Source organism: Nocardia sp. NPDC060249 (assembly GCF_042728755.1).
Lineage (GTDB): Bacteria > Actinomycetota > Actinomycetes > Mycobacteriales > Mycobacteriaceae > Nocardia.
Genome location: NZ_JBHXAQ010000004.1, coordinates 254,275 through 278,167 on the forward strand (window position 1 = coordinate 254,275; position 23,893 = coordinate 278,167).

The following is a 23,893-nucleotide window of genomic DNA, read 5'->3' on the forward strand; positions in this document are numbered from 1 at the left end:
ATCAATCCTGCTCTTTCCCGGCGCACATATCGCACCGATTTCCGATTGTGGTCCGTGAGCCGGGCCACACGTCTTCCCCGCGAGTATGCCCGGTCAAGCTGTGAACAGCCTGGCCGGGCACCATCTCAGTTGGCGGGAATAGGAGTCCGCTCGTTCGGGTCGACGCCGGGCGGCATCTGCGCGCCGTTGTTGGGCACGTTCGGGCGCGGGGCGTTGGCCGAACCACGGATCTGCAGGTCAGGGGTCGGGTTCGTGCAGTAGTTCCACTTCGGAATGCTGCCGTCCTGTACCTCTTCGTTGCGCCGGTACGCGGTGTCGTAGTTACACGTCGGCCGCGGCCAGATGTCGATGATGGTGTGGAACTCGCCGTCGTGCGCCGGGGCGCTGATCGACCCGAGACCCAGTGCCAGCGACGGGAACAGCAGCCGCAGCGCGGGCGTACGCAGCTGCGCGGCCTTGGTGATCGCCACAAAGTTGGCCGCCAGCGAACTGATCGGATCGGCGGTCGCGTCGAGCACCGCGCCGAGCGTTTCGAACTGAGCGGGCGCGTTGTCGAGCACGCTCTGCAGCTCGGCGTTGGCGTTGTTGAACTGCGTGAGCAGCGCACCCGAATTCTGGGTGAGCGTCTGCAGATCGGGCTGGGCGTGCGAGGTGGTCTCGGCGATCACCCGCAGGTTGGCGATGAGGTTCACCGTCTGCGGAAGCAGGTTGTCCAGACCCGCCACCACCAGGCTGACGCCGTTGATCAGGCCGCGCAGCTGATCGGGACCGGCACCGAGCGCGATGTCGAGCTCGTCGAGGATCACGTCGAACTGCTTCGGATTCACCTGGGCGATCAGCGCGCTGGTGTCGTCGAGCACAGCCCACACCGGAACCGGCGTCTGGATCTGCTCCGGGCTGTACTTGATCACCGCGCCGTCGCGGAGGAACGGGCCGACATCGCTCTTCGGACGGAAGTCGATGTACTGCTCGCCCGCGGCCGAGAGCGCCGCCACCTGGATCATGGTGTCGACCGGGATCTTGAAATCCTTGTCGATCCGGGTCTTGGCGGCGATCGCCTCGCCGTCGTTGATCAACTCGATCGAGGTGACCTTGCCGATCCGGAATCCGCGCATGGTCACGTCGTTGCCCGGCTGCAGACCGCCGGAGCGATCCAGGTTGACGGTGACGTCGTACTCGGACCGCAGCGGATTGACCCGCATCACGTTGACCAGCAGGTACGTCCCACCGAGCAACAGCACGACTACGAGCGCGCTGTTCGCCAGCAAGATCTTGCTGCTCGCGAACTTCTTCAGCCTGCTCATCGGTGGCCTCCCACTCGGCCCTGAACGATCTGCAGCACCTGGATGAAGCTGCCGACGAAATCGTTCACATCTTTCAAGTCCCAGAGCTTGCTGTTCGCCGGGTCGGTCAGCAGGCCCACATCGAGGTTGGTCAGCGTCGCGTACGGCGCCAGGCTCTTGCCCTTGAACGTCTGGTTGGCGCCGGGTCGGATCGCGTGCAGCTGATCCATCACGTAGCCGAAGTCGTCGCCGGTCGCGGCCAGCGCGTTCATCAGGTTGTCGAGATTGGTGAGCAGCTCGGACAGCTGGTCACCGGTGGTGTTGGAGTAGTCGCCGATGGCGGCCGTGGCCGTAGCCAGCTTGCTGAGCAGGTCACCGATCGCCCGGTTGTTCTCGGCGATCGCGCCGATGGCCTGGGGCAGGGTGTCGGCCACCTGGCCGAGCTGACCCTTGTTGGCCTCGATGGTGTTGGCGAGGGTGTTGAACTCGGTCAGCACCGAGTCGACCTTGGTGCTGTTGGCGTTCAGTTCGCCGATGACACCGGTCATCTCGTAGATCAGATGGCCGAGTTCGGTGCCGTGGCCGTTGAGAATCGAGCCGAGTTCGGTGCCGAGCCGGCTCAGGCTGGCGACACCGCCGCCGTTGAACAGCATCGACACCGAGACCAGCAGCTCTTCCACCGTGGCGCCGGCCGAGGTGGCTTCCAGGGTGAACGTGTCTCCCGCGGCCATATCGGGCGCGCCCGCCGCGTTCTTCGGGCTGCTCAGCGCGATGAAGACGTCACCGAGGGGAGTGGCCTGGCGCAACTCCGCCGTACTGCCCTTCGGCAGCTTGAAATCGGTGTTGATCTCCATGTCGACCACGGCTTCGAAGTTCTTGGTCGTGATCGCCGACACGACGCCGACATCAGAACCACCGACCTTCACCTTGGCCTGATCGGGCAGGTTCAGCGCGTTCTCGAACTTCGCGTGCAGGGTGTAGGTCTCGCCGCCGGTGCCCGGCTTGGGCAGCGGCAGATCCTCCACGGTGAAACCACAGCCGGTCGTGATCGTGACCGTGGCCAGTGCGGCCGCGGAGAGCAGCGCGCGGCGGGCCTTCATCGTCATTCGTCGGTTCATTTCGTCAGTCCGAGCAGTGCGGCGGTGAGCCCGTAATCGGGGCCGAAGTCCTGGACGTTCCCGGTGGTACGGCACCCATCGGGCCGCATCTGGATCCGCTCACAGAACGCGCTGACGATCTCGCCCGAGAGAGCGGTGCCGATCAGCGCTTGCAGGCGGACGAAGCCCTTTTCCTTGTTGATGGCGCCGTCGATGTTCTGCATGAGCAGCGGCACCACGTCGACGATCTCGACCATCGCACCCGAATTGGCGCGCAACTGGTTGGTCACGGTGGTCAACCCGGTCAGCGACGCCGCCAGTTCTTCCTGATGCCCGGCGAACGTCGTCGAGGTGTTGTTCAGGAACGCGTTGAGCTGATCGAGGGTGGCCTGCAGACCCGGCGCCTGCTCGGCGAGCAGCCCCGACATCGCGGTCACCCGGTCACTGAAGTCGCGCACCGACTGATCGTTGTCGGCCAGCATCGTCGTGAGCTCGTTGAGCTTGATGATGATGTTGGCGATGGCGTCCTTGTTGTCGACACCGACCTTCAACGCACCCGAGAGCGCGTCGAGGGTTTCCCTGATCTTCTGACCGTTGCCGTTGAGCACCGGATACAGCACCCGGCCCGACAGCGGGCCAAGACCCTCCTGACCCGGTTCGGGCTTCAACGCGGCAGCGAACTGGTCGATGGTCTTGATCATCGTGTCCAGCTCGACCGGTGTCCTGGTGCGCGCCTTGGGCAGGTGATCGCCGGACTTCAGCGTTTCACCGCCGGTGAACGGCGGGCTCACCTCGATGTGGCGGTCGGTGACGATCGAGGGCGAAATAATCGCCGCGATCGCGTCTTTCGGGACCTTGACGCCGGCGTCGATGGTCATGTGGACCTCGACGTAGGTGCCCTTGGGCACGATCTTGTCGACCTTGCCCACCGCGAGACCGAGGACCATGATCTCGTTGCCCTCGTACATACCGGCGATGTTCTCGAAGTCGGCGGTGATCTTGGTCGAGCGGCCGAGCGCGTCGTCGAACTGGCTCGGCATCAGCGAGCAGCTGCCGAGGGCCAGCGCGGTGGTGGCGATCATCATGGTCCGCGCGATGCGGAGCCTGTTGGTCAGTTTCATCCTTGGCACCCCTGGATCACCTGAACGAAGCACAGCCAGTTGTCCGGGAACAACCACGGCAGTGCGACCGAACCGTAGTTACCGTTGCCGAGCGCGTTGTTGAAGTAGCGCGCCGTGGGCTGACCGATCTGCAGCAGCTTGTCGAGATTGTCCTTGTTCTTCTGCAGACCCTCGGCCATGGTGTTGAGCTGGCTGATGGTGCCGCCGAACTGGTCACCGTTCTGGGCGCCGATCTCCTCCAGCTGACGGGTCAGCGTGGCGACGTTGTCCAGCAGCTGGCGCAGCAGACTCTGCCGTTCCATCACCCGGTTGGCGATGGCCTCGCCCTGGGTGATCACGAGCAGGATCGAGTTGCGGTTGTCGGCGAGCAGCTGGGTGACCCGGTTGAGGTCCTTGATCAGGCTGTCGACCTCACCCTTGCGCTGGTCGACGACCTTCGCGACCGCACCGACACTGTCGAGCGCCTGGGCGACCAGCTCCGGCGAATCGCCGAGCTGGGAGTTGATGGTGTTGAGCGAGGCGGCGAGCTTCTTGGTGTCGAGCGCCTCGAACTTCGGCGTACCGACCTGCACCACATCGGCGATGTTGTACGGCACGTCGGTGTTGCTGCGCGGGATCGTCTTGTTCTTCAGGCCGGTTCCGTCGCCGGGCTGCAGGTCGACGTAGCGCGCGCCGAGCAGGGTCGCCATCTTGATCGCGGCGTGCGCGTCGGGACCGAGCTTCAGCGAGCTGTCCACATCGAGGGTGATCACCACGTGATCGCCCTCGATCTTGGCGCCGGAAACCGTGCCGACCTGCACACCCGAGACCGCGACCTTGTCACCGGTCTTGATGCCCGCGGCCTGCACGAATTCGGCGTCGATGGACTGTTTTCCGAGCCCGATGAACTGGAAGATGCTCGAACCGACCAGCAGCAGCACGATGCACAGCGCACCGACCACACCCAGCCAGAAGTTGCGGTTGCCGACGAAGGCCGACTTGATCTTGCTCATCTGCACACCTCGGAATGGCCGGTGCCACCGATCTGGCTGACCAGGCCGCGCGGGAACAGAACCCCGTACAGCGAGATGTCCAGACCACACAGGTAGGCGTTGGCGTGGGTGCCTTCCGATGTCATCCGGCCGAGGTCGGCGAGCATCGAAGGCATGTCGATCGCGACCTGGTCGAGCTTGGCACCGTTGGCCAGCAGCAGATTCAGCGCCGCGGTGGTCGAGTTCTGGGTCGCGGCCAGCTTCGGCTGGATCTTGGTCATCATCCCGACCAGCGCGGTCGTGGAATCGGCGAGGGTGACCGTGGACGCCTGCAGCGACTGACCCTGGTCGTAGAGTCCGCCGATCAACGCCCTGGTCTGGGTAATCAGGGTCTCCAATTCATCCCCTCGCTTTGCCAACCCGGCCATCACACCGGACAGGTTGGTGATCACGTCGGACAGGATCGCGTCGCGACGCTGGAAATCGGTGGCCAGCTGGGCCGCCTGAATGATGAACGCCGACAGCGAGACCCCATCGCCCTGCAGCGCCTGGATCAGGGTCTCCGACATCGCGTTGACCTCGGCGGGCTCGAGCGCCTGGAACAGCGGCTGGAAACCGTTGAGCAGGGCCGAGATGTCGAACGAGGGCTCGGTGCGGTCGAGCGGAATGGTGGAGCCGCTCTCGAGCGGCTCCGGGCTCGGCGTCGCGCCCGGGGTCAGCGCCACGTAGCGCTGACCGATCAGGTTCTGGTACCTGACCAGCGCCTTGGTGTCGTTGAACAGCGTCTGGTCGCTCTGCACGATGAACGACACCTTGGCGTCGTTCTTGCCGTCGAGCTCGATGGCCTCGACCTTGCCGACGCGCACGCCGGCCATCCGGACATCGTCGCCGGGCCGCAGCCCGAGGACGTCGGTGAAGATCGCGGTGTACTTGCGGGTGTCACCGTCGACCGTGCGGGCCAGTGTGTTCCACACGACCACGGTGACGAGCAGTGAGACGAGCGCGAAGATACTGAACCCGATCAGTGGCTTGCGGATACTCATGCGCCACCCCCGTTTTCGGACACTTGCAGGGTTCCGCCCTTCAAAATCGGACCGAGCAGCAGATATTCGGACGCGTTCGGCTTGCGACCGAGCAGCTGAGTCATCGCCGCGTCACCGGAGTAGGAGATCGGTGTCGCGGTGGGCACGCTCGCCGGAGCGGGCGCCGCGGCCGGAGCGGCCGCGGGAGCGGGCGCACCACCCAGCACACCGGGCAGGCCCGGAATCTGGATCGACGGGACGAGGCCCTCGAGCGGCGTGCCCTGGAACGGCTTGATCTCGGTGCCGTTGGCCGTGTGCATCGGCGCGACACCGGGACTGGTGAGACCCGGGATGTCGGGCATGCCCGGGATCGACACCAGCGGCGGCAGGCCCGCGGCCGTGTCGAGCCTGCGCGGACGCAGGTTGTCCGGGATCACCGGCAGCGCGGCCTCGGCCGGTGCGGTGAAGCAGCTGGGTCCGAGCAGGTCGCCGTAGCGCGGGCAGTCGGCGACGGTGTTGGGCTGGTACGGCGTGAAGGTCAGGCCGGCGTTCCACACCATCTGCTTGCCGCTCGGGCCACCGTGGAAGGTGGTGTTGAGCTGGGCCAGCGAGGGACCGAAGACCTGGAAGGTCTTGGTGATCGACGCGGGGTCGGCGGCCAGCGCACCCAGGGTGGCGTTCATGCCGACCGTGACTTCCTTGCCCACATCGGGATTCGACGCGAACAGGTCGTTCACCCGGTCGGTGGTGGCGCTCGCACCGGCCAGCAGCGCGATCAGCTGTTCGCGCTTGGTGGCGATGGTGTTCGCGGTCTGTACCGAGGAGCCGAGGACGTCGAGCAGTTCCGGCGCCGACTGGTTCAGCGCGTGCGCGGAGTCGGAGAAGTTGTCCAGCATGCCGCCCAGGTTCGGGCCCGCGTCGGCGACCGTGGTCAGCCAGTGGTCGAGGCGCTGAATAGTCGAGCCGGGAACCCGGCCGCTGCCGTCGAGTGCCTGGGTGAGCGTGCCGAGCACGCGACCGAGCTGCACCGGATCGACCTCGTCGAGGATGTCGCGCACCGTGGTGAGCGTGTCCTGCAGCGCGATCGTGCCCTGGCTGCGGTCCTCGGGGATCTGCGAGCCCTCCTTCAGGTGCTGGCTGTTCGCGCCGTTGTAGACCAGCTCCACGGAGGTGACCGCGAACAGGTTGGAGGGCACCACGCGGGCGGTGACGGTGTTGGGGATACCGTCGGCGAACTCGGGCTTGAGCTCGATGTTCACCTTCTGCTCGGCGTCCTTGCCGATCTCGACGTTCTTCACCACGCCCACGAGCACGCCGCGGAACTTCACGTCGGCGTCCGACGGCAGGCCGTCACCGGTGGTCGACAGGTTCGCGACCACGTTGACCTTGGGCACGAAGTAGCCCTGGTAGCGGGCCGTGAGGAAAGCCAGGATGACGCCGAAGACGATCAGACCGGCGGCGCCGGCCACATACAGTTGCTTCATGGTGGGACCGCGCCCACTCGGATCGATGATCATCGCGCCCTTACCCCGAGATCCTGATGCCGGGGTTGATGCCCCAGATCGCCAACGTCATGACGAGGTCGGCGAACACGACCAGGATGATGCACATCTTGATCGCACGGCCTGCCGCCACACCGACGCCTTCGGGACCGCCCGAGGCGAAGAAGCCGTAGTAGCACTGGATGAACGTCGTGATCATGACGAAGATGATCGCCTTGAGCAGGGAGTAGAGCACGTCCGTCGGCACCAGGAATTGGAAGAAGTAGTGCGAGTAGGTGCCCGACGCCGTACCGCCGATCAATTGCACGGTGACCGAGCAGGCCAGGTAGGCCATGGTCAACCCGAGGGCGTACAGCGGCACGATCGCCATCACCGCGGCCATCATCCGGGTGCTGACCAGGTAGGGCAGCGGGCGAATCGCCACCGACTCGAGCGCGTCGATCTCCTCGGAGATGCGCATGGCGCCCAGCTGTGCGGTGAATCGACAGCCCGCCTGGGCCGCGAAAGCCAATGCCGCCAGCAGCGGGCCGAGCTCGCGGGTGGTGGCGAAGGCCGAGATCGCGCCCGTGATGGGGCTCAATCCGAGCAGGTTCAGCGAGGTGTGGCCCTGAATGGCCACCGTCATGCCGCCGAAGGCGCTGATGATCAGGATGACGCCGATGGTGCCACCACCGACGACGATATTGCCGTTACCCCAGGTGACGTCGGAGAGCAGACGCCAGACCTCCTTCGGGTACTGCTTGAAGGCCAGCGGGATGGACCCGACCGAACGCAGGAAGAAGAAGACCTGGTGGCCGAGGCGGGCGAGCAGATCGCCGGGCGCCTTGCTGGCCTTCTGCAGCGACCGGATCGGTCGCAGTAGCGGAGGTACGTATGTAGATGACATGGCTCAGACCACCTGTGGGGGGAAGACGGCGGCGTAGATCTGGGTGATCGCCACGTTGACACCGAGCAGCATGACGGTGGAGCTGACCACCGCGGAGTTCACCGCGTTGGCGACGCCACCGGGACCACCGCGTGCGTTCAGGCCGCAGTCGCAGGCGATGATCGAGGCGATCAGACCGAACAGGACCGACTTCAACAGCGCCACCGCGAGGTCGCGGGTCACCGCGAACGAGGCGAAGGTGCTCATGTAGGAGCCGGGTGTACCGCCCTGGGCGAAGATGTTGAACATGTAGCCGGTCAGGAAGCCGACGAAGACGACGAAGCCGCAGAGCAGGAAGCTGACCAGCATGGCGGCGCCGAGGCGGGGAGCCACCAGGCGGCGCAGCGGGTCGACACCCATCACCTTCATCGCGTCGATCTCTTCACGGATGGTGCGGGAACCGAGGTCGGCGCAGATGGCCGAACCGACGGCGCCGGCGATCATCAGCGCGGTGACCAGCGGGGCGCCCTGCTGGATGATGCCGAGGCCGTTGGCCGCACCGATGAACGACGTGGCACCGACCTGGCCCGCGACCGCGCCGACCTGGATCGAGACGATCACCGCGATCGGGATGGCGACCAGCAGTGTCGGCGCCGCGGCGACGCTGGCCATGAACGCGGACTGCCGGACGAACTCGTCGAAAGGAAAACGCCGACGGAAGATCGCGACGATCAACTCCGTGATCGCTTCGATACCCATCGTGATCTGTCGACCGAAGGTTTCCAGCGACTTCTTCGGGTGGTCGTCCCAAAGGCCCTTCGTCCAGTCGACAGCCTCGCTGACTCGTGAACGTGTGGGCGGACTCTCGGTCGACTGCACTGCATAACCCCTCTCGACGCCGGACCCTCAACGCCCCGGCGACTTGTTTGCTTGACGCACCTTACTACGGAGTAGCGCAGAACACATCACCGACATGTGAGCGCTGTCATAGATAGAGGTCACTGTCCGAAACGGCTATGAGACCGGCCGAGCCGGACCCTACAGCCCGTAATTCCGGGATTCCAGGGATTACCCGCGAAGTCCTTTTCCTACATGGTTTCCCAGTACCAGCGGTCGCGGTAAAGGAATATTGCGGAAATTTGTCATTCATAACGAAGTCCTCGTCGAATTATCCGAACACTTCACGCGAGAATCACGAACGACTCGCCGCGACACGATTCCAATAGGGAATCGCTATGACAACCACTCGGGAAGGATCGGACGACTCGGCGGCAAACACACCGGTCCGGAGGCGCGCCCGGGACCGAATACAGGCACGATAGACAGACCGTATTGATACTGTGCGAACTTCCGACATCTGGAGGGACATGTTCAGCAAACTCGCCAAGGTGGCCAACACCGCCTTCGCCCTCGCCCTCGGTGCAGCACTACTCGGCACCGGTGCGGCCAACGCGCAAGCAGGCCCCCCGGTGATCGGCGGCGGCTCCGGCATCGTGATCGACAACGCGTTCGAGTGCACCGTCACCACGGTGGGATACGACGGCGCGGGCAGGCTGGTCGGACTGACCGCGGGCCACTGCGGCGACGCGGGCGCGCCGGTCAGCGCCGAGGTGGATCGAGGCTACGGCGAGATCGGCCGTTTCGTGTACAGCAACTCCGAACTCGACTACGCGGTCATCGAGTTCACGCCGGGCCGGATCACCCCGGTCAACCGGATCGGCAACGTCACCATCACCGGTGTCGGCGGACCGGCGCAGTTCCCGACGATCGTCTGTAAGGAAGGCCGGACCACCGGCAATACCTGCGGCATCACCTGGGGCGACGTGTTCGCGACCAATACCGAGACGTGGTCGCAGATGTGCGTCGTCGAGGGCGATTCCGGCGCACCGGTTGTCGTCGGCTCGACCCTGGTCGGCATGGTCAACGCCTACCTCGCCCTGGCCTGCATCGGGCCCGAGGTCGGGACGAACATGAACTCGATCATGGACGACATCAACGCCCGCGGCGGCGTGGGTTCGGGGTATCGCCCGATCTAGTCCCTCGCCCGTACTCCCCGGATGTCGAGCGGGTCGCGTGGTTGTCCACGCGGCCCGCTCTTGCTATGCGGCAAGCGATTTCGGCGCGAGGGCGGGTCCGTCGGCGCCCGCGCAGTGCGGCAGGCAGTCGACGCGTTCGGGCTGCGGGGGCTGACGCGGCACGCGGAGCAGGACCGCCGCGACACCCGCGCCGATCAGCAGCAGCACCGCGCACCAGCGCATCGCGGTGTCGAAGCCGGCGGCGAAGGCGACCGGGTCGTCGAACGCACCGGACAACCCGGCCAGACCGGGCAATGCCGCCACGGCGAGCAACTGTGCCGTACGCGCCACGGCGTTGTTCACCCCGGACGCGATGCCCGCCTCGCCCTCGCGCACGGCCGCGAGTACCGCACCGGTCAACGGTGCTACCAGCACCGACAGACCGAGCCCGAAGACGAACACGCCGGGCAGCACATCGGTGAGATAGTTCGCGCCCGGTCCGATCCGCTGCAACGCGAACACCCCGCCGGCGGCCAGCAGCGGACCGACCGTCATCGGAATTCGCGGCCCGTGCTGCTGCGCCCACCGGCCAGCGGGCGCCGAGAGCACCAGCATGAGCAGCGTGACGGGCAGTCCGGCGGCGCCCGACGCCATCGGCGAGTACCCGGCGACCAGCTGCAATTGCAGCACCAGCAGGAAGAAGACGCCGCCGAGCGCGGCATACACGAGCAACGTCACCAGATTCGCCACCGTGAACACCCGTGACCGGAACAGCGACGGCGGTACCAGCGGATTCGGGCTGCGCAGTTCCACCAGCACGAAACACGCCAGCGCGGCCAGCCCGACCGCCACCAGCACGACGCGCGAATCGATGAGTCCCAGTGTGAGCGCACCGAGCGCGAGCGCGACGATCACCGCGCCCGGTATGTCGATCCGCGCGGGCGCCTCCGGATCTCGGCTCTCCGGCACGTATTTCAGCGTCACGACGGCCACGACCAGCGCGAGCGGCACATTGAGCAGAAAGATCGCCCGCCAGCCGACCAGGTCGATCAAGCCACCGCCGAGCAGCGGCCCGAACGCACCGGCCACCCCGCCGAGACCGGACCACAGTCCGATCGCACTGCCCTGATCGCCCTTGTCGATCGACGCCGAGATCAGCGCCAGGCTCCCCGGCGTGAGCAACGCGCCCGCCACGCCCTGGAGCAAGCGCGCGGCCACGAGCATCTCGATGTTCACCGCGACCGCGCACAGCAGCGAGGTGATCGCGAATCCGGCGATCCCCCAGACGAAGACGCGTCGGCGGCCGAGGCGGTCGCCGAGCGAACCACCGAGCAGGATGAAGGAGGCCAGCGTGAGGGTGTAACCGTTGACGGTCCACTGCAACCCGGCCACATCGGTGTGCAGCGATTCGCCGATCCGTGGCAGCGCGACGGAGACGACGGTGGCGTCCAGCGACGCCATCGACGAGCCGAGGATGGTGGCGAGCAGAATCCACCGGCCCGTGGCCGAGTTCAGCCGAACCGTCTGGGGCACTACTCCAAACTAGCCGCCACCCACGTCTTTCGTTGGGACTACAGGCTCTCCACGCAGACGACGACGCGGCGCTCGGCGTACTTGAAGCCGGAATCGGCGGCGTCGGGGCAGTCGTCGACGCTGTCGGAGTTCTTGTTGATCGTGATGACCTTGACCGGTTCGGTGCCGCCCTCGCTGCACTCGATGCGCTTGGGTTCGTCGCCGCCCACGTCGATGCAGCCGCCGACGACCCAGTCGATGTCGAGGCACAGGGCGCCGGTCTCGACGCCGTTGAGGGTCTCGGCGTAGAAGTTGTCGCGGTCGCCGACGCAGCCGCTGCTGGTCTTGGCCTTGCCGATGACCTTGTAGTTCGACGAGCGACTACCGCACGCGGCCTTCTCGATGGTCGCGTCGTTGACCGTGCCGCCGAGCGCGACGCAGTCGCCGACATTGGCCTGGAAGTCGGTCTTGCCGCCCTTGCTCGATGTCGGCGCGGGCTTGCTCGCGGTGGGTTTGCCGGTGGTCGACTTGCCCGGCTTGGTGGTCGGCGTCGCTGTGCTGGTCGCGGGAACGACGTCGATCGCCGGCTGGGCGTGGCCGTCGATGGTGCCTCCGCAACCGGTCGAGACGAACGCGGTCACGGTGATGGCGATCGCGCCGACGAGCCGGCCGATGGGCAAATCTGCAAACACCCATTGTGAATACACCACCGGAGCCACCTGCGTCGACTCCAACCCGGCGGGTCTGTCCTGCGATACCCTTGGGATTCCGGTCGCCGTGTGCGGCGCGGGGCCCCCGATCGCGTGTATCAGGAGGTATCCATCGTGTCAGCACCGGTCGGCGATTTCGCGGCGCCACGGCAGATGGTGGTCGATCCGCGCTTCATCCGGCTCGCGGATCATTTCTTCGGGATGTTCGCCCAGCCCCATCGTGGTGGCGGTGCGCTGGCCATCTACCTCGACGGTCGCCCGGTCGTCGACATCTGGGCGGGCTGGGCGGCCAAGGATCAGCGCTGGAGCGGCGAGAACATCGCACTCACCTTCTCCACCGGCAAGGGTGTCGCCGCCACCGTGCTGCATCGGCTGGCCGAGCGCGGACTCGTCGACTACGAGGAGCCGGTGGCCACCTACTGGCCGGAGTTCGGCTCGCACGGCAAGGACGACATCACCGTGCGTGACGTGCTGTCCCATCGCGCCGGCCTGCACCGGGTCCGCGGGCTGGTGCCCGGTCGCGAGGGCATTCTGGACTACGGCGCGGTGGTGACCGCCCTCGCCGAGAGCCCCGCCGACCCGCGCCGCATCCGCACCTCGGGCTACCACGCGATCACCTTCGGCTGGCTGGTCGCCGAGATCGTGCAGCGGGTCACCGGCGATCCCTTCACGACGGTGTTGCGCCGAGAAGTGGCCCAGCCCTTGGGGATCGACGATTTCTGGTTCCAGGTGCCGCCGGGCGAGCGGCATCGGATCGCGAAGATCTTTCCGCATCTGGCCCCACCGGGGATCCGCTGGAACACCGCGTCGTCGGTGCTGTCGTGGGTGCGGCCCGCCCGCGGTCTGGCCGAGGCCGGCATGCCGGAGAGCTTCGACGAACTCGTCCGCGATCCGCGGGTGCACGACGCGGTGATGCCCGGCTGGAACGGGGTGTTCTCGGCCCGGGCGCTGGCCAGGATGTACGGGGCGCTGGCCAACGGTGGGCAGGTGGGCGATGTGCGGTTCCTGCGGCCGGAGACGATCGAGACGATCAACCGCACCCAGCAGACGAGCAGCCGAGACTATGTTCTCGGCCTGCCGCTGCGCTTCACCCTCGGCTACCACCGGCCGGTCCTGATGACCAAGCAGCAACCGCGAAATGCCTTCGGCCACTACGGTGTCGGCGGTTCCGGTGCCTATGCCGATCCTGATCTGGGGATGTCGATCGCGTTCGTCACCAATCGGCTCGGCGGGGCCGTCACGGCGCTCGGTGACGCACGGTTGGCCAAGCTGGCGGCGATGGCACAGGGGACGGTGCGGGGCGATCGAACCTCTCGCCGAGGTGCCACGTAGTACTTGGCATGAGTTCGCTGAGCCCCGCGCCCACCGCGCCGCGGTTGTCCCTGCTGCACGGCGTGGCCGCGGGGCGGGATTTCGAGGGCTACCTGCGACGACGCGCCGCGCGCAGTGATCCGTTCGCGGTCGGGTTCCCCGGGTTTCCGCCGGTGCTGTTCACCGGAACGGCCGAGGGTGCGCGCGCACTGTTCCGGGCGCCGGTGGCGCTGCTCGAGCCGCCGCGGCCCAACCCGATCGAGCCGATGGTCGGGGCCGCGTCGCTGATCCTCAGTTCCGGGACGCGGCATCGCACCGATCGCGCGCTGCTGGCGCCCGCGCTGCACGGTCAACGGGTCCGGCTGCTGAGCAAGGTGATCCGCGAGGCGACTCTGAACGAGATCCATTGCGGCACAGCGGGCCCCTGGCAACTCGGCACGCGGATCGACGCGCTCGCGGCCGCGCGCTCCATCACCTTGCGCGTCATCCTCGCCGCGGTGTTCGGCGCCGATTCCGATCGCGCGGCCGAATACGGCGGCGTGGTCACCGATTTCCTCACCGCCTTCACCACCGGTCTCCTGGTGGCGCCCGTATTGCGCCGTCGCCTGGGCGGTTTCGGTCCGTGGGAGCGTTTCATCGCCGCTCGGGAGCGGCTCGACGAGCTGATCCTGGCCGACGTCGCCCGACGCCGCCGCACCGGCCCCGCCGACGGCGACCTGCTCGATCTCCTCCTCGCCACCCGCTACGACGACGGCACCACCCTCACCGACGCCGAACTGTGCGAGCAGCTGCGCACCCTGCTCGTCGCGGGCCACGAAACCACCGCGACCACTCTCACCTGGGCGCTCTACCACCTGCACCGCGAACCCGGCCTGCTCGCGCGCCTGCTCGCCGAGCTGCCCACGGCGGGCGACGACCCCGCCGAACAGGCGCGACTGCCGCTGCTCGACGCCGTCTGCCAGGAAACCCTGCGCCTGCATCCACCGGTGCCGATCGTGCTGCGCACGGTGCGGGAGCCGCTGCGCTGGCTCGGTGCCGACGTGGCGGCAGGCGCCACCATCGGCCTCGCCGTCGGCGTCCTGCACAGCCAACCGTCCACCTGGCCCGCACCGCACCTGTTCCACCCCGGCCGATTCCTCGACCGCACCGTCACGCCGTTCGAGTTCGCGCCGTTCGGCGGTGGTCACCGGCGCTGTATCGGCGCGACACTGGCCGACTACGAGCTGCGGATCGTGCTGGCGACGCTGCTGACCGAGGTCCGGTTGACCCTGGATCCCGCGCTGGCGCTCGGCGGGCGACCGCGCACCGTGCCGCGCAATCTCGCGACGGCACCGGATCGAGCGATCCACTTCACACGCACGAGGTGATCTGCCTCACGTGGGGTTTGGGAGTCACACCGATGTGTTTTCCGGCTGCTCGCACGCACCGCCGCCGACTCGCCGCTGTGAGCGCGGCGTTTGACGAAAGCCGCTGAATAACAGCACGTTATGTGACCCACAGCACATAGTTGCCGGTCTGTTATCACCGTGCGACGCGGCTGGCACCGCGTCACCTGGTGCGGGTAGTAATGGAGGGTCAGGGTCGGGGAAGTCGTTACCCCGTAGAGACCCGTTGCGGCCTCTACGGCACATGAGAACGAGCGTCACTGAGTAGATCTCGCGCCGCCGCACGCGGAACGAGAGATGGAATGGACGAGAAACCTATGCACTACGAGGCAAATACGCAGCAATCGCACTGGCTCCGCCGGGGCCTGCTGCTGTCGGCAGCGATCGCAGCGACCGGCGCGTTGATCGCCGTGCCCGCGCAGGCTCAGCCGACTCTGCCGGGCTTCGGCGCCGGTTCGAGCCAGCCCGCGGTGAACGAGCCCGCGCAGCAGGCGCCCTTCGCGCCGCCGAACATCAACATCGCCGACGGCGAGACCGTCGGCGTCGCGCAGCCGATCATCATCACCTTCCAGGAGCCGGTCGAGGACCGCGCGGCCGCCGAGCGGGCCATCAAGGTCACCTCGAGCACCAACGCGCCCGGCTACTTCTATTGGACCTCGAGCAAGCAGGTCCGCTGGAAGCCCACCGAGTTCTGGCCCGCCAACACCAACGTGACCGTGGTCGCGGGTGGCACCTCCAGCGCGTTCCACATCGGTGACGCGTTCGTCGCCACCGTCGACGACGCCACCAAGATGATCGTCGTGACGATCAACGGTGAAGTCGTGCGCGAGATGCCGACCTCGCTCGGCAAGACCGGCCACGAGACCCCCAACGGCACCTACATCGTGGGTGAGCGGCTCGAGAAGATGACCATGGACTCGTCCACCTACGGCGTGCCGGTCACCGATCCCGAGGGCTACAAGCTCGAGGTCGAATACGCCACCCGCATCTCCAACAGCGGCATCTTCGTGCACGCCGCACCGTGGTCGGTTGCGCAGCAGGGCTATTCCAACGCCAGCCACGGCTGCCTCAACGTGAGCACCGCCGACGCGAAGTGGTTCCTGGAGAACTCGCGCCGTGGTGACGCCGTGGTCATCACCGGCACCCAGGGCGGAACCCTCAGTGCGGGCGACGGTCTCGGCGACTGGAACTGAGCGTAATTCGCTGAACAAAACCCGAACAATACGATCAATCGAGGTCGTGTTGTTCGGGTTTTGCTGTAATCGGCACTGTGTGCCCGATGTTCAGGAAATCGGCGGGCCGGGTTAACCAACGGTTCGCCATGCGCCGTAAAGCTGCCGCGGTGCGACAGAGTCCAGAGCGGGTACTCCCCGGGAGAAGCCGTCCGTGGCAGGACTACGCGCTGTTCGTAGTACTCGTGGTGCCGAACCTGGCACTGCTCACCCTGTTCGTTTACCGGCCGCTTGCCGATAACATCCGGCTATCATTCACCGACTGGAATATCGCTGATCCGGTGGCGAATTCGGTCGGGTTCGACAACTACATCGAGTGGTGGCAGCGCGACGACTCATGGAAGGTCGTCAGCAATACGCTGATCTTCACCGTGGCGGCCGTCGTGGTGAGTATGGCGCTCGGTCTCGCACTCGCCATGCTGCTCGATCGAAAACTGTTCGGGCGCAATGTAGTCCGCTCGGCGATTTTCGCCCCGTTCGTGATTTCGGGCGCGGCGATCGGCGTGGCTTTTCAATTCATCTTCGATCCGAGTTTCGGTCTGGTACAAGACGTCCTGCACCGGCTCGGCGTCGGCAATGTGCCGGATTTCTATCAAGACCCCGAGTGGGCACTGTTCATGGTGACGCTCACCTACATCTGGAAGAACCTCGGCTACGCCTTCGTGATCTATCTGGCCGCGCTGCAAGGCGTGCGCGCCGAATTGCTCGAAGCAGCCGAAATGGATGGCGCGAGCAGCTGGACCCGATTCACGAAAGTGCTTCTGCCGCAACTGCGTCCGACAACATTCTTTCTGTCGATCACCGTGTTGCTGAACTCGCTGCAAGTCTTCGACATCATCAATGTGATGACGCGCGGCGGCCCGCTCGGCAACGGCACGACGACCATGGTGTTCCAGGTGTACGAGGAGTCGTTCCGTAATTTCCGGGCCGGCTACGGCGCCACCGTGGCCACGATCATGTTCGTGGTGCTGCTGGTGGTCACGTTGATCCAGGTGCGCGTGATGGACCGAGGCGAACGATGAAACACATAGGCCCGCAGACGCTTTCGTACCAGCGTCGCGAACGTGCCGTCACCGTACTCGGCTACGCGGCGATGGTGTGCGTGCTGATCATCGTCGGCGTCCCGCTGTTCTGGATCCTGATCACCTCGCTCAAGGACCGCTCCGACATCTACACCCAGCCCGCGGTCTACTGGCCGCACAGCTGGCACCCGGAGAACTACAGCCACGCCACCACCACGGTGCCGTTCTGGACGTTCCTGCGCAACTCGCTGATCGTCACCGGCGTGGTGTCGGTGGTGAAGTTCGCGCTCGGGGTGTTCAGCGCGTACGGCCTGGTGTTCCTGCGCTTCCCCGGCAAGAACATCGTGTTCCTGGTGATCATCGCGGCGCTGATGGTGCCCAACCAGATCACGGTGATCTCCAACTACGCGTTCATCGCCCAGCTCGGCTGGCGCAACACCTTCCAGGGCATCATCATCCCGCTCTGCGGCGTCGCCTTCGGCACCTTCCTGATGCGCAACCACTTCCTGTCGCTGCCCGCCGAGGTGATCGAGGCGGCGCGGATGGACGGGGCGAACTGGTGGCGGCTGCTCACTCGCGTGGTGCTGCCCATGTCGGGGCCGACGATGGTGGCGTTCGCGGTGGTGACGCTGGTCAACGAGTGGAACGAGTACCTCTGGCCGTTCCTGATGGCCGACTCCGCCGATGTCGCGACGCTGCCGGTGGGGCTGACCCTGCTGCAGAACACCGAGAACCCCAGCGTCACCAACTGGGGGCCGGTGATGGCGGGCACCGTGCTCACCATGGTGCCGATCCTCATCGTCTTCCTCGCCCTGCAACGTCACATGATCAAGGGCCTCACCTCCGGTGCGGTCAAGGGATAGATCTCGAACAGGAGTTCGCCAGTGTCCAACTCACGATTCCCGGCGTTGAGCCGCCGTGGCTTCCTCGGCCTGACCGGCGGCGTCGCCGCTGCCGCAGCGCTGTCCGCGTGCGCGGGCACCGGCGGCGGATCCGGTGATTCCGGTGACGCCAACACCATCACCTTCTGGTCCAACCACCCCGGCACCTCCAAGGAACTGGAGCTCGAGCTGATCAACCGGTTCCAGGCGAAGTACCCCGACCTGAAGGTGAACCTGGTCGACGCGGGCAAGAACTACGAGGAGGTGGCGCAGAAGTTCAACGCCGCGCTCACCGGTGGTGACCTGCCCGATGTCGTGGTGCTGTCGGATGTCTGGTGGTTCAACTACGCGCTGAGCAAGGCCATCGAACCGCTCGACGGGCACTTCGGTGCCGCGGGTGTGCAGCTGGGCGACTACGTCGACTCGCTCGCCGCCGACTATTTGTTCGACGGCAAGCACTACGCGCTGCCCTACGCCCGCTCGACGCCGCTGTTCTACTACAACAAGGACGTCTGGGCGAAGGCCGGACTGCCCGACCGCGGCCCGAACTCCTGGCAGGAATTCGACGAGTGGGGCCCGAAGCTGCAGTCGCTCGTCGGCGCCGACAAGTTCGCCCACGCCTGGGGTGACGCCAAGAACTACCTGGGCTGGACCTTCCAGGGCCCGAACTGGACCTTCGGCGGCGCCTACTCCGATCAGTGGAAGCTGAAGTTCACCGATCCGGGCTCGATCGCCGCGGCCACCTACCTGCGCGACTCGATCAACGTGAAGAAGTACGCCGCGATCCGCCCGCAGATCGCGGTCGACTTCGGCACCGGCGTCGCGGCCTCGACCATCGCCTCCACCGGCGACCTCAAGGGCATCAAGAAGAACGCCGACGGCAAGTTCGAGGTCGGCACCGCGTTCCTGCCGCACCCGAACGGCCCCGGCGTCACCACCGGCGGCGCCGGTCTGGCGATTCCGTCGCGAATCTCGGACTCGCGAAAGGTCAACGCGCTCAAGTTCATCGAGTTCATCACCAACGCGGCCAACACGGCGTACTTCACACAGAACACGGGCTACATGCCGGTGCGCAAGTCGGCCGTGACCGACCCGAGCGAGATCGACTTCCTGGCGAAGAACCCCAACTCCAAGGTCGCCATCGACCAGCTCTCGGTAGCGAAGTCGCAGGACTACGCGCGCGTGTTCGTGCCCGGCGCCGATCAGATCATCGGGACCGGCTACGAGCAGATCGGTCTCCAGAACGCCGATCCGGCCACGGTTCTCGCGAAGGTAGCCGCCGACGTGCAGGCGATCATCGACCGGCAGATCACGCCCAAGCTGCCCAAGTAGTTCCCCCACGGGCCGGTGGTTCGTGGTGACCACCGGCCCGTTTCGCTTTCCCCGCTAGGAGAATTCGCCATGGCGACAGTGCAGTTCGACGGTGTGACCCACCGCTATCCCGGCGCCGGCACCCCCGCCGTCGACGCGCTCGACATCGACATCGCCGATGGTGAATTCCTCGTGCTGGTCGGGCCTTCCGGCTGCGGCAAGTCGACCAGCCTGCGGATGCTGGCCGGGCTCGAATCCGTCGAGGCAGGCACGATTCGGATCGGTGAGCGCGACGTCACCGACCTGCCGCCGCGCGCCCGCGACGTGGCGATGGTGTTCCAGAGCTACGCGCTCTACCCGAACATGACCGTCGCCGAGAACATGGGCTTCGCGCTGCGCAACGCGGGAATGTCGAAGTCCGACACGCTGGTTCGGGTGCGGGAAGCTGCCGCCATGCTGGAACTCGAGCCGCTGCTCGACCGCAAACCGGCGAAGTTGTCGGGCGGTCAGCGCCAGCGTGTTGCCATGGGCCGCGCGATCGTGCGCCGCCCCCAGGTGTTCTGCATGGACGAACCGCTGTCCAATCTCGATGCGAAGCTGCGTGTTTCGACCCGCTCGCAGATCGCCGCCCTGCAACAGCGCCTCGGCACGACCACCGTCTATGTCACCCACGACCAGGTCGAGGCGATGACAATGGGCCACCGCGTCGCCGTGCTGCGCGACGGAAGGTTGCAGCAAATCGCCTCTCCGCGTGAGCTGTACGACAATCCGCTGAACACCTTCGTCGCCGGGTTCATCGGCTCGCCCGGCATGAACCTGCTCGAAGCGCCCGTCGTCGACGGCGAGGCGGTGCTCGATGGACTGCGAATCCCGGTGCCCCGCACTCTTTCCGGTGCGCGCGTCGTGCTCGGCATCCGCCCCGAATCCTGGGAAGTCACCACCGACCCCGCCGGCATCACCGTAGTCGCCGAACTACTCGAGGAACTCGGCGCCGAATCGTTCGTCTACACCCACGGCGCCGGCACCGACTGGTCCACCCGCTCCGGCAAGATCGTCGTCCGAGTCGACCGCCGCTTCCAGACCACCCTCGGCGAAACCCTCCACCTGCGCCCGAAGCCCGAAGAAATCTTCTTCTTCGACGCCGACACCGAACTCCGCCTGCGGTAGGAGTCTTGTTCGTCCCCACTACTCCCTTCGAGGCTATGCCGAGCGGGCGTCGGCGGGGATGGCGGTGGCTCGTAGCCGGCCGAGGATCGCCTCGATTTCGTCCAGGTCGGCGGAGTTCGGGAACAGGGCGTCGGGGCCGTGCGGGTAGCGCTGGCTGAACGGTGGGTCGTAGAGGGAGCCGACCTCGACGATGCCGTTCGCGGCGATCACCTTGACCAGGAGGTCGAGGAAGTCGAGCTGGTTGGCTGTGAGGGTGCGGCCGGACTGGAACGTGTCGACGGCGTCGCGGGCGGATTGCTCCTCGAGGCCGGTCAGGGAACGCAGGAAGAGACCGAGTTCGCCGTCGTGGGCGGCTTTGGCCTCGGCGATGTCGTCGCTGGTGGCGAAGCCCTCGCCGAGGAAGACGGCCTCGAAGTACTGCACATCCGTCGAGGTGACCTGGCGGTTGCGCCGTAGCTTCTGCACGGCGACATGGTCGGTGTGGTCGTTGAGGTAGGCGCGGGCCTGGGCTTTGAACCGCTTCTTGTCGCGCAGGCCGGCCAGCGCGGTCAGCTCTTTGATCGACAGTTCGCCGAGTTCGTCCTCGAAATCGGTGTAGATGGGGCTCTGCGGCTTGCCGGTGATCTTGTCGACGAGCCCGCGCAGGCGACGACGGATGGACTCGAGCATCGGCAGTGTGACATCGTCCCACCAGCTGTCGGTGCAGATGTCTTCGAGGAAGTCGTGCTGGGCGCCCACCATCGGGATTCGCTGGAGGTCGGGGTTGAGCAGTTCGCTCGCGAGCTCGCGCACTTGATCGCACAGCGCGGGGTAGGTCGGTTCGCCGGTGAGGTGGGCGTACTGCAGCCGCAGCAGCAGGTAATCGAACCGCTTGGCCTGCGTGGTATTGCCGTCTTCGACCAATTCGGTTGGCAGCGGTGCGATCTCGTCCAGCTCGGCCTGCTTGTCGACGGTGATCCGCTGCCACGCGGCAGGCTCGCTGAACGCCTCGACCTGGCGCAGGTGCCCGCGCACTTCGATGCTGTCGCGGTTCATCGCGGCGACCTGCTGTTGCAGCGTATGCGCCACCTGCCAGCGCAGATCGCCGACGCTGTGTGGTTCGGCGTCGGGAATTTCCGACGGCGCCGCGCCCGGGTCGGCGGCGTGATCGAGGGCGGCGAGCAATGCGACGCGCTGGCGGAACACCTTCTCCCGCACCGACACTGTGGCCCGACCGTCGACCGTCGGCAAGTTCTGGTTGAAGAACTCGACATTGCGGCCGAGGTCGAACACCACGAACCCGGTCTTGTCCTGCCCCGGCCCGAACAGGTCCTTGCACAGCCGGGTGCCACGGCCGAGCATCTGCCAGAACTTGGTCTTGGACCGCACCGTCTTGGCGAACACCAGGTTCACCACCGCGGGCACGTCGATGCCGGTATCGAGCATGTCGACCGAGATCGCCAGATACGGTGCGGTGTTGGGTTTTTCGAAGTCCTCGATGAGACTTTGCGCGTTGTCGGCGTGGCTGGTGATGATGCTGGCGAAGCTGCCGCGATAGTGCGGGTAGAGGATGTCGAAGCGTTCGGCGATCAGCTTGGCGTGCTTGGTGTTTCGCGCGAAAACGATGGTCTTGCCGATGTGCTCACCGCCGGGCACCTTCAAGCCGTATTCCATCACCGTCTGCAGCATGGTGTCGATAGTGGGGGTGTTGAACACGAACTTGTTGATGGCGTCGGCGGCGACTTCCGTGGGTTGGCCGTCATCGTCGGCGGACCAGTCCAGGGCCTCCCACTTCTCCTTCTCCTCCTCGGACAGTTCGTCGTAGCGCATGCCGCGTGTGGGGATGCGCAGCGGCACCTCGATGACCGTCGGTGGCACCAGGTGCTTCTCGGCTACCGCGTCGTCGAGGTCGTAGTAGTCGGTGGGCATGCCGTCTTCGAGGTGGAACAGCTGGTAGGTGTTGTGGTCGATGTCGTCGCGCGGGGTCGCGGTGAGGCCGACGAGCAGCGAATCGAAGTAGGTGAACAGCGCGCCGTACTTCTGATACACCGACCGGTGCGCCTCGTCGATGATCACCAGGTCGAAATGCCCAGGGCCGAACCGCTTCACCCCCGCCTCGTCGTACTCCTCGGCGAGACCCATCATCGTCTGATAGGTGCAGACGTAGACCCGGCCCGTCTCGTTCTTCTCGGTGAGTAGGTTCACCGGCGGCAGGCCCGGCAGGTGCGCTTTGAACGCGTTCGCGGCCTGCTTCACCAGGGCTTGCCGGTCGGCGAGGAACAGCACCCGCTTCACCCAGTCGGCCTTGGCGAGCAGATCGACCAGCGCGATCGCGGTGCGGGTCTTGCCGGTGCCGGTGGCCATCACCAGCAGCGCCTGGCGGCGGTTCTGCTTCTCGAACGCCTCGCCGATCTTGCGAATCGCCTTGGTCTGATAGGCCCGTTCCACGATCTGCGCGTTGATCGTCTCGGTCGCCAACGGCCGACGCCCGGCGTGGCGCTGCACGAGCAGGCGCAGTTCGTCCTTGGTGTGGAAACCGTGGACCTTGCGCGGCGGGTAGAACGCGTCGTCCCAGACCCAGGTCTCGAAACCGTTGGTGTAGTAGATGATCGGGCGTTGCCCGGTGGCCTGCTCGAGCGCGTCGGCGTACTGCCGGGCCTGCGCCTTTCCGGCCAGATCAGGATCCTTGGCCGAACGTTTCGCCTCGACCAGGCCGAGTGGTTTGCCGTCGTCGTCCCAGAGCACGTAGTCGACGCGGCCCTTGCCCGACTTGGTCGGCAGACCGGTGACCGGGTACTCCCGGTCATCGGCGTGGGTGAGCGCCCACCCGGCCTCGGCGAGCAATCGGTCGATGTAGAACTCGCGGGTCTGTTCCTCGGTGTAGTCGTGCTCGTCCGGCACGGCCTGATTGGCCTTCTTCGCCGCGGCCACCTGCGCCCGCAGTTGCGCGAGCTCGGCCTCGAGATCGGCGTTGGCGTCGCGCTGCGCGGCCAGCTGGGTGCGCTGCTGCTCGTATTCGGCGAGCATCGCCTGCGCCTGAGCCTGCTTCTTGCGCCGATCCTCGGCAGTGAGCGGACGAGGCACCTTGTCGGCGTTGAAGGCCAGGTGCGTCGGGGGGACGTTCAGCGGGTCGGTCGCGTAGTTGCGGGCCAGCCAGAACATCACCTGGAACAGTTCCCGCAGCAACGGCAGCGAGGTCTTCTCCGAGATCGGCTTGGTCCCGTGCACCCCGTCGTTGCCGACCTTGCGAATCAGGTCCAGCTTGGCCCGCAGATCGGTCCCGACAAGCGTGACCATGGTCGGCTCGTTGATCTTGCCCGCGAGATCGTTGTGATACGGCTTCTTCAGTGAGGTGTCGGCGTCATACAGCCACCCCACCGCCAACTCCACAGTCCTGCGAGCCGCGATACACGCCACACGCGGATCCGCCACCCCCGCCCGCTCAGCGCGGACGGCCTCGGTGAACAGCGTGGGCCATTCGTCCCGCAGAAACTCGAAGTTGCTCAC

General features: G+C 66.1%; 19 protein-coding genes. 8 read left to right on the top strand and 11 right to left on the bottom strand.

Annotated features, from left to right (window positions below; genetic code table 11):
* Positions 1-125: 125 nt before the first annotated feature.
* From ACFWFP_RS18140 to ACFWFP_RS18175, 8 genes are read right to left on the bottom strand one after another with little or no spacing between them, the layout of a single operon-like run.
* Positions 126-1,304 carry an MlaD family protein gene (locus tag ACFWFP_RS18140; protein ID WP_379296400.1) on the bottom strand — a complete coding sequence of 393 codons (1,179 nt, stop codon included), beginning with the start codon at positions 1,302-1,304 and terminating at the stop codon, positions 126-128.
* Positions 1,301-2,389 (bottom strand): MCE family protein, encoded by a 1,089-nt coding sequence (locus tag ACFWFP_RS18145; protein ID WP_379296402.1) that lies wholly within the window; start codon positions 2,387-2,389, stop codon positions 1,301-1,303. Before ACFWFP_RS18145 ends, ACFWFP_RS18140 begins: the two co-directional genes overlap by 4 nt.
* Before the next feature lie 8 nt (positions 2,390-2,397).
* On the bottom strand, positions 2,398-3,501 hold the full coding sequence (locus ACFWFP_RS18150; RefSeq protein ID WP_379296404.1) for an MCE family protein: 1,104 nt from the start codon (positions 3,499-3,501) through the stop codon (positions 2,398-2,400).
* Entirely contained in the window at positions 3,498-4,493 is a 996-nt protein-coding gene (locus tag ACFWFP_RS18155) for an MCE family protein (RefSeq protein ID WP_379296406.1), read from the bottom strand. The genes ACFWFP_RS18150 and ACFWFP_RS18155 overlap by 4 nt, the downstream gene beginning before the upstream one ends.
* Positions 4,490-5,515 (bottom strand): MCE family protein, encoded by a 1,026-nt coding sequence (locus tag ACFWFP_RS18160; RefSeq protein WP_379296408.1) that lies wholly within the window; start codon positions 5,513-5,515, stop codon positions 4,490-4,492. Before ACFWFP_RS18160 ends, ACFWFP_RS18155 begins: the two co-directional genes overlap by 4 nt.
* Entirely contained in the window at positions 5,512-6,978 is a 1,467-nt protein-coding gene (locus ACFWFP_RS18165; RefSeq protein WP_379296410.1) for an MlaD family protein, read from the bottom strand. The genes ACFWFP_RS18160 and ACFWFP_RS18165 overlap by 4 nt, the downstream gene beginning before the upstream one ends.
* Before the next feature lie 40 nt (positions 6,979-7,018).
* Positions 7,019-7,882: an MlaE family ABC transporter permease gene (locus tag ACFWFP_RS18170; RefSeq protein WP_378989340.1), complete on the bottom strand. Its 864-nt coding sequence runs from the start codon at positions 7,880-7,882 to the stop codon at positions 7,019-7,021.
* Between the two features lie 3 nt (positions 7,883-7,885).
* Positions 7,886-8,740 (bottom strand): ABC transporter permease, encoded by an 855-nt coding sequence (locus tag ACFWFP_RS18175; RefSeq protein WP_266294734.1) that lies wholly within the window; start codon positions 8,738-8,740, stop codon positions 7,886-7,888.
* A 488-nt stretch (positions 8,741-9,228) separates the two neighbouring features.
* Here ACFWFP_RS18175 and ACFWFP_RS18180 point away from each other — a divergent pair, with 488 nt between their 5' ends.
* Positions 9,229-9,897 carry a S1 family peptidase gene (locus ACFWFP_RS18180; protein WP_379296412.1) on the top strand — a complete coding sequence of 223 codons (669 nt, stop codon included), beginning with the start codon at positions 9,229-9,231 and terminating at the stop codon, positions 9,895-9,897.
* Positions 9,898-9,960: 63 nt separating this feature from the next.
* Here the strand turns inward: ACFWFP_RS18180 and ACFWFP_RS18185 are convergent, their stop codons facing one another.
* Positions 9,961-11,409, bottom strand: coding sequence for an MFS transporter (locus ACFWFP_RS18185; protein ID WP_379296414.1), 1,449 nt, complete (start codon positions 11,407-11,409; stop codon positions 9,961-9,963).
* A 38-nt stretch (positions 11,410-11,447) separates the two neighbouring features.
* Positions 11,448-12,080, bottom strand: coding sequence for a hypothetical protein (locus ACFWFP_RS18190; RefSeq protein WP_379296416.1), 633 nt, complete (start codon positions 12,078-12,080; stop codon positions 11,448-11,450).
* Between the two features lie 171 nt (positions 12,081-12,251).
* Between ACFWFP_RS18190 and ACFWFP_RS18195 the strand changes: the two genes are divergently transcribed.
* The 7 genes from ACFWFP_RS18195 to ACFWFP_RS18225 all read left to right on the top strand — a co-directional run bounded on the left by ACFWFP_RS18195 (position 12,252) and on the right by ACFWFP_RS18225 (position 20,407).
* Entirely contained in the window at positions 12,252-13,430 is a 1,179-nt protein-coding gene (locus ACFWFP_RS18195; RefSeq protein WP_379296812.1) for a serine hydrolase domain-containing protein, read from the top strand.
* 8 nt (positions 13,431-13,438) lie between these two features.
* Complete coding sequence (locus tag ACFWFP_RS18200; protein ID WP_379296418.1) at positions 13,439-14,776, top strand: cytochrome P450; 1,338 nt, start codon at positions 13,439-13,441, stop codon at positions 14,774-14,776.
* 320 nt (positions 14,777-15,096) lie between these two features.
* Positions 15,097-15,987 carry a L,D-transpeptidase gene (locus ACFWFP_RS18205; RefSeq protein ID WP_379296420.1) on the top strand — a complete coding sequence of 297 codons (891 nt, stop codon included), beginning with the start codon at positions 15,097-15,099 and terminating at the stop codon, positions 15,985-15,987.
* Between the two features lie 149 nt (positions 15,988-16,136).
* Positions 16,137-17,048 (top strand): carbohydrate ABC transporter permease, encoded by a 912-nt coding sequence (locus ACFWFP_RS18210; protein ID WP_379296814.1) that lies wholly within the window; start codon positions 16,137-16,139, stop codon positions 17,046-17,048.
* The gene (locus ACFWFP_RS18215) at positions 17,045-17,911 is read left to right on the top strand and encodes a carbohydrate ABC transporter permease (RefSeq protein WP_379296422.1); all 867 of its coding nucleotides are present in this window, start codon (positions 17,045-17,047) and stop codon (positions 17,909-17,911) included. Before ACFWFP_RS18210 ends, ACFWFP_RS18215 begins: the two co-directional genes overlap by 4 nt.
* Before the next feature lie 21 nt (positions 17,912-17,932).
* Positions 17,933-19,261 carry an ABC transporter substrate-binding protein gene (locus ACFWFP_RS18220; protein WP_379296424.1) on the top strand — a complete coding sequence of 443 codons (1,329 nt, stop codon included), beginning with the start codon at positions 17,933-17,935 and terminating at the stop codon, positions 19,259-19,261.
* Between the two features lie 69 nt (positions 19,262-19,330).
* Positions 19,331-20,407, top strand: a complete 1,077-nt coding sequence (locus ACFWFP_RS18225; protein WP_379296426.1) for an ABC transporter ATP-binding protein — start codon at positions 19,331-19,333, stop codon at positions 20,405-20,407.
* A 33-nt stretch (positions 20,408-20,440) separates the two neighbouring features.
* Here the strand turns inward: ACFWFP_RS18225 and ACFWFP_RS18230 are convergent, their stop codons facing one another.
* The gene (locus tag ACFWFP_RS18230) at positions 20,441-23,893 is read right to left on the bottom strand and encodes a DEAD/DEAH box helicase family protein (RefSeq protein WP_379296428.1); all 3,453 of its coding nucleotides are present in this window, start codon (positions 23,891-23,893) and stop codon (positions 20,441-20,443) included.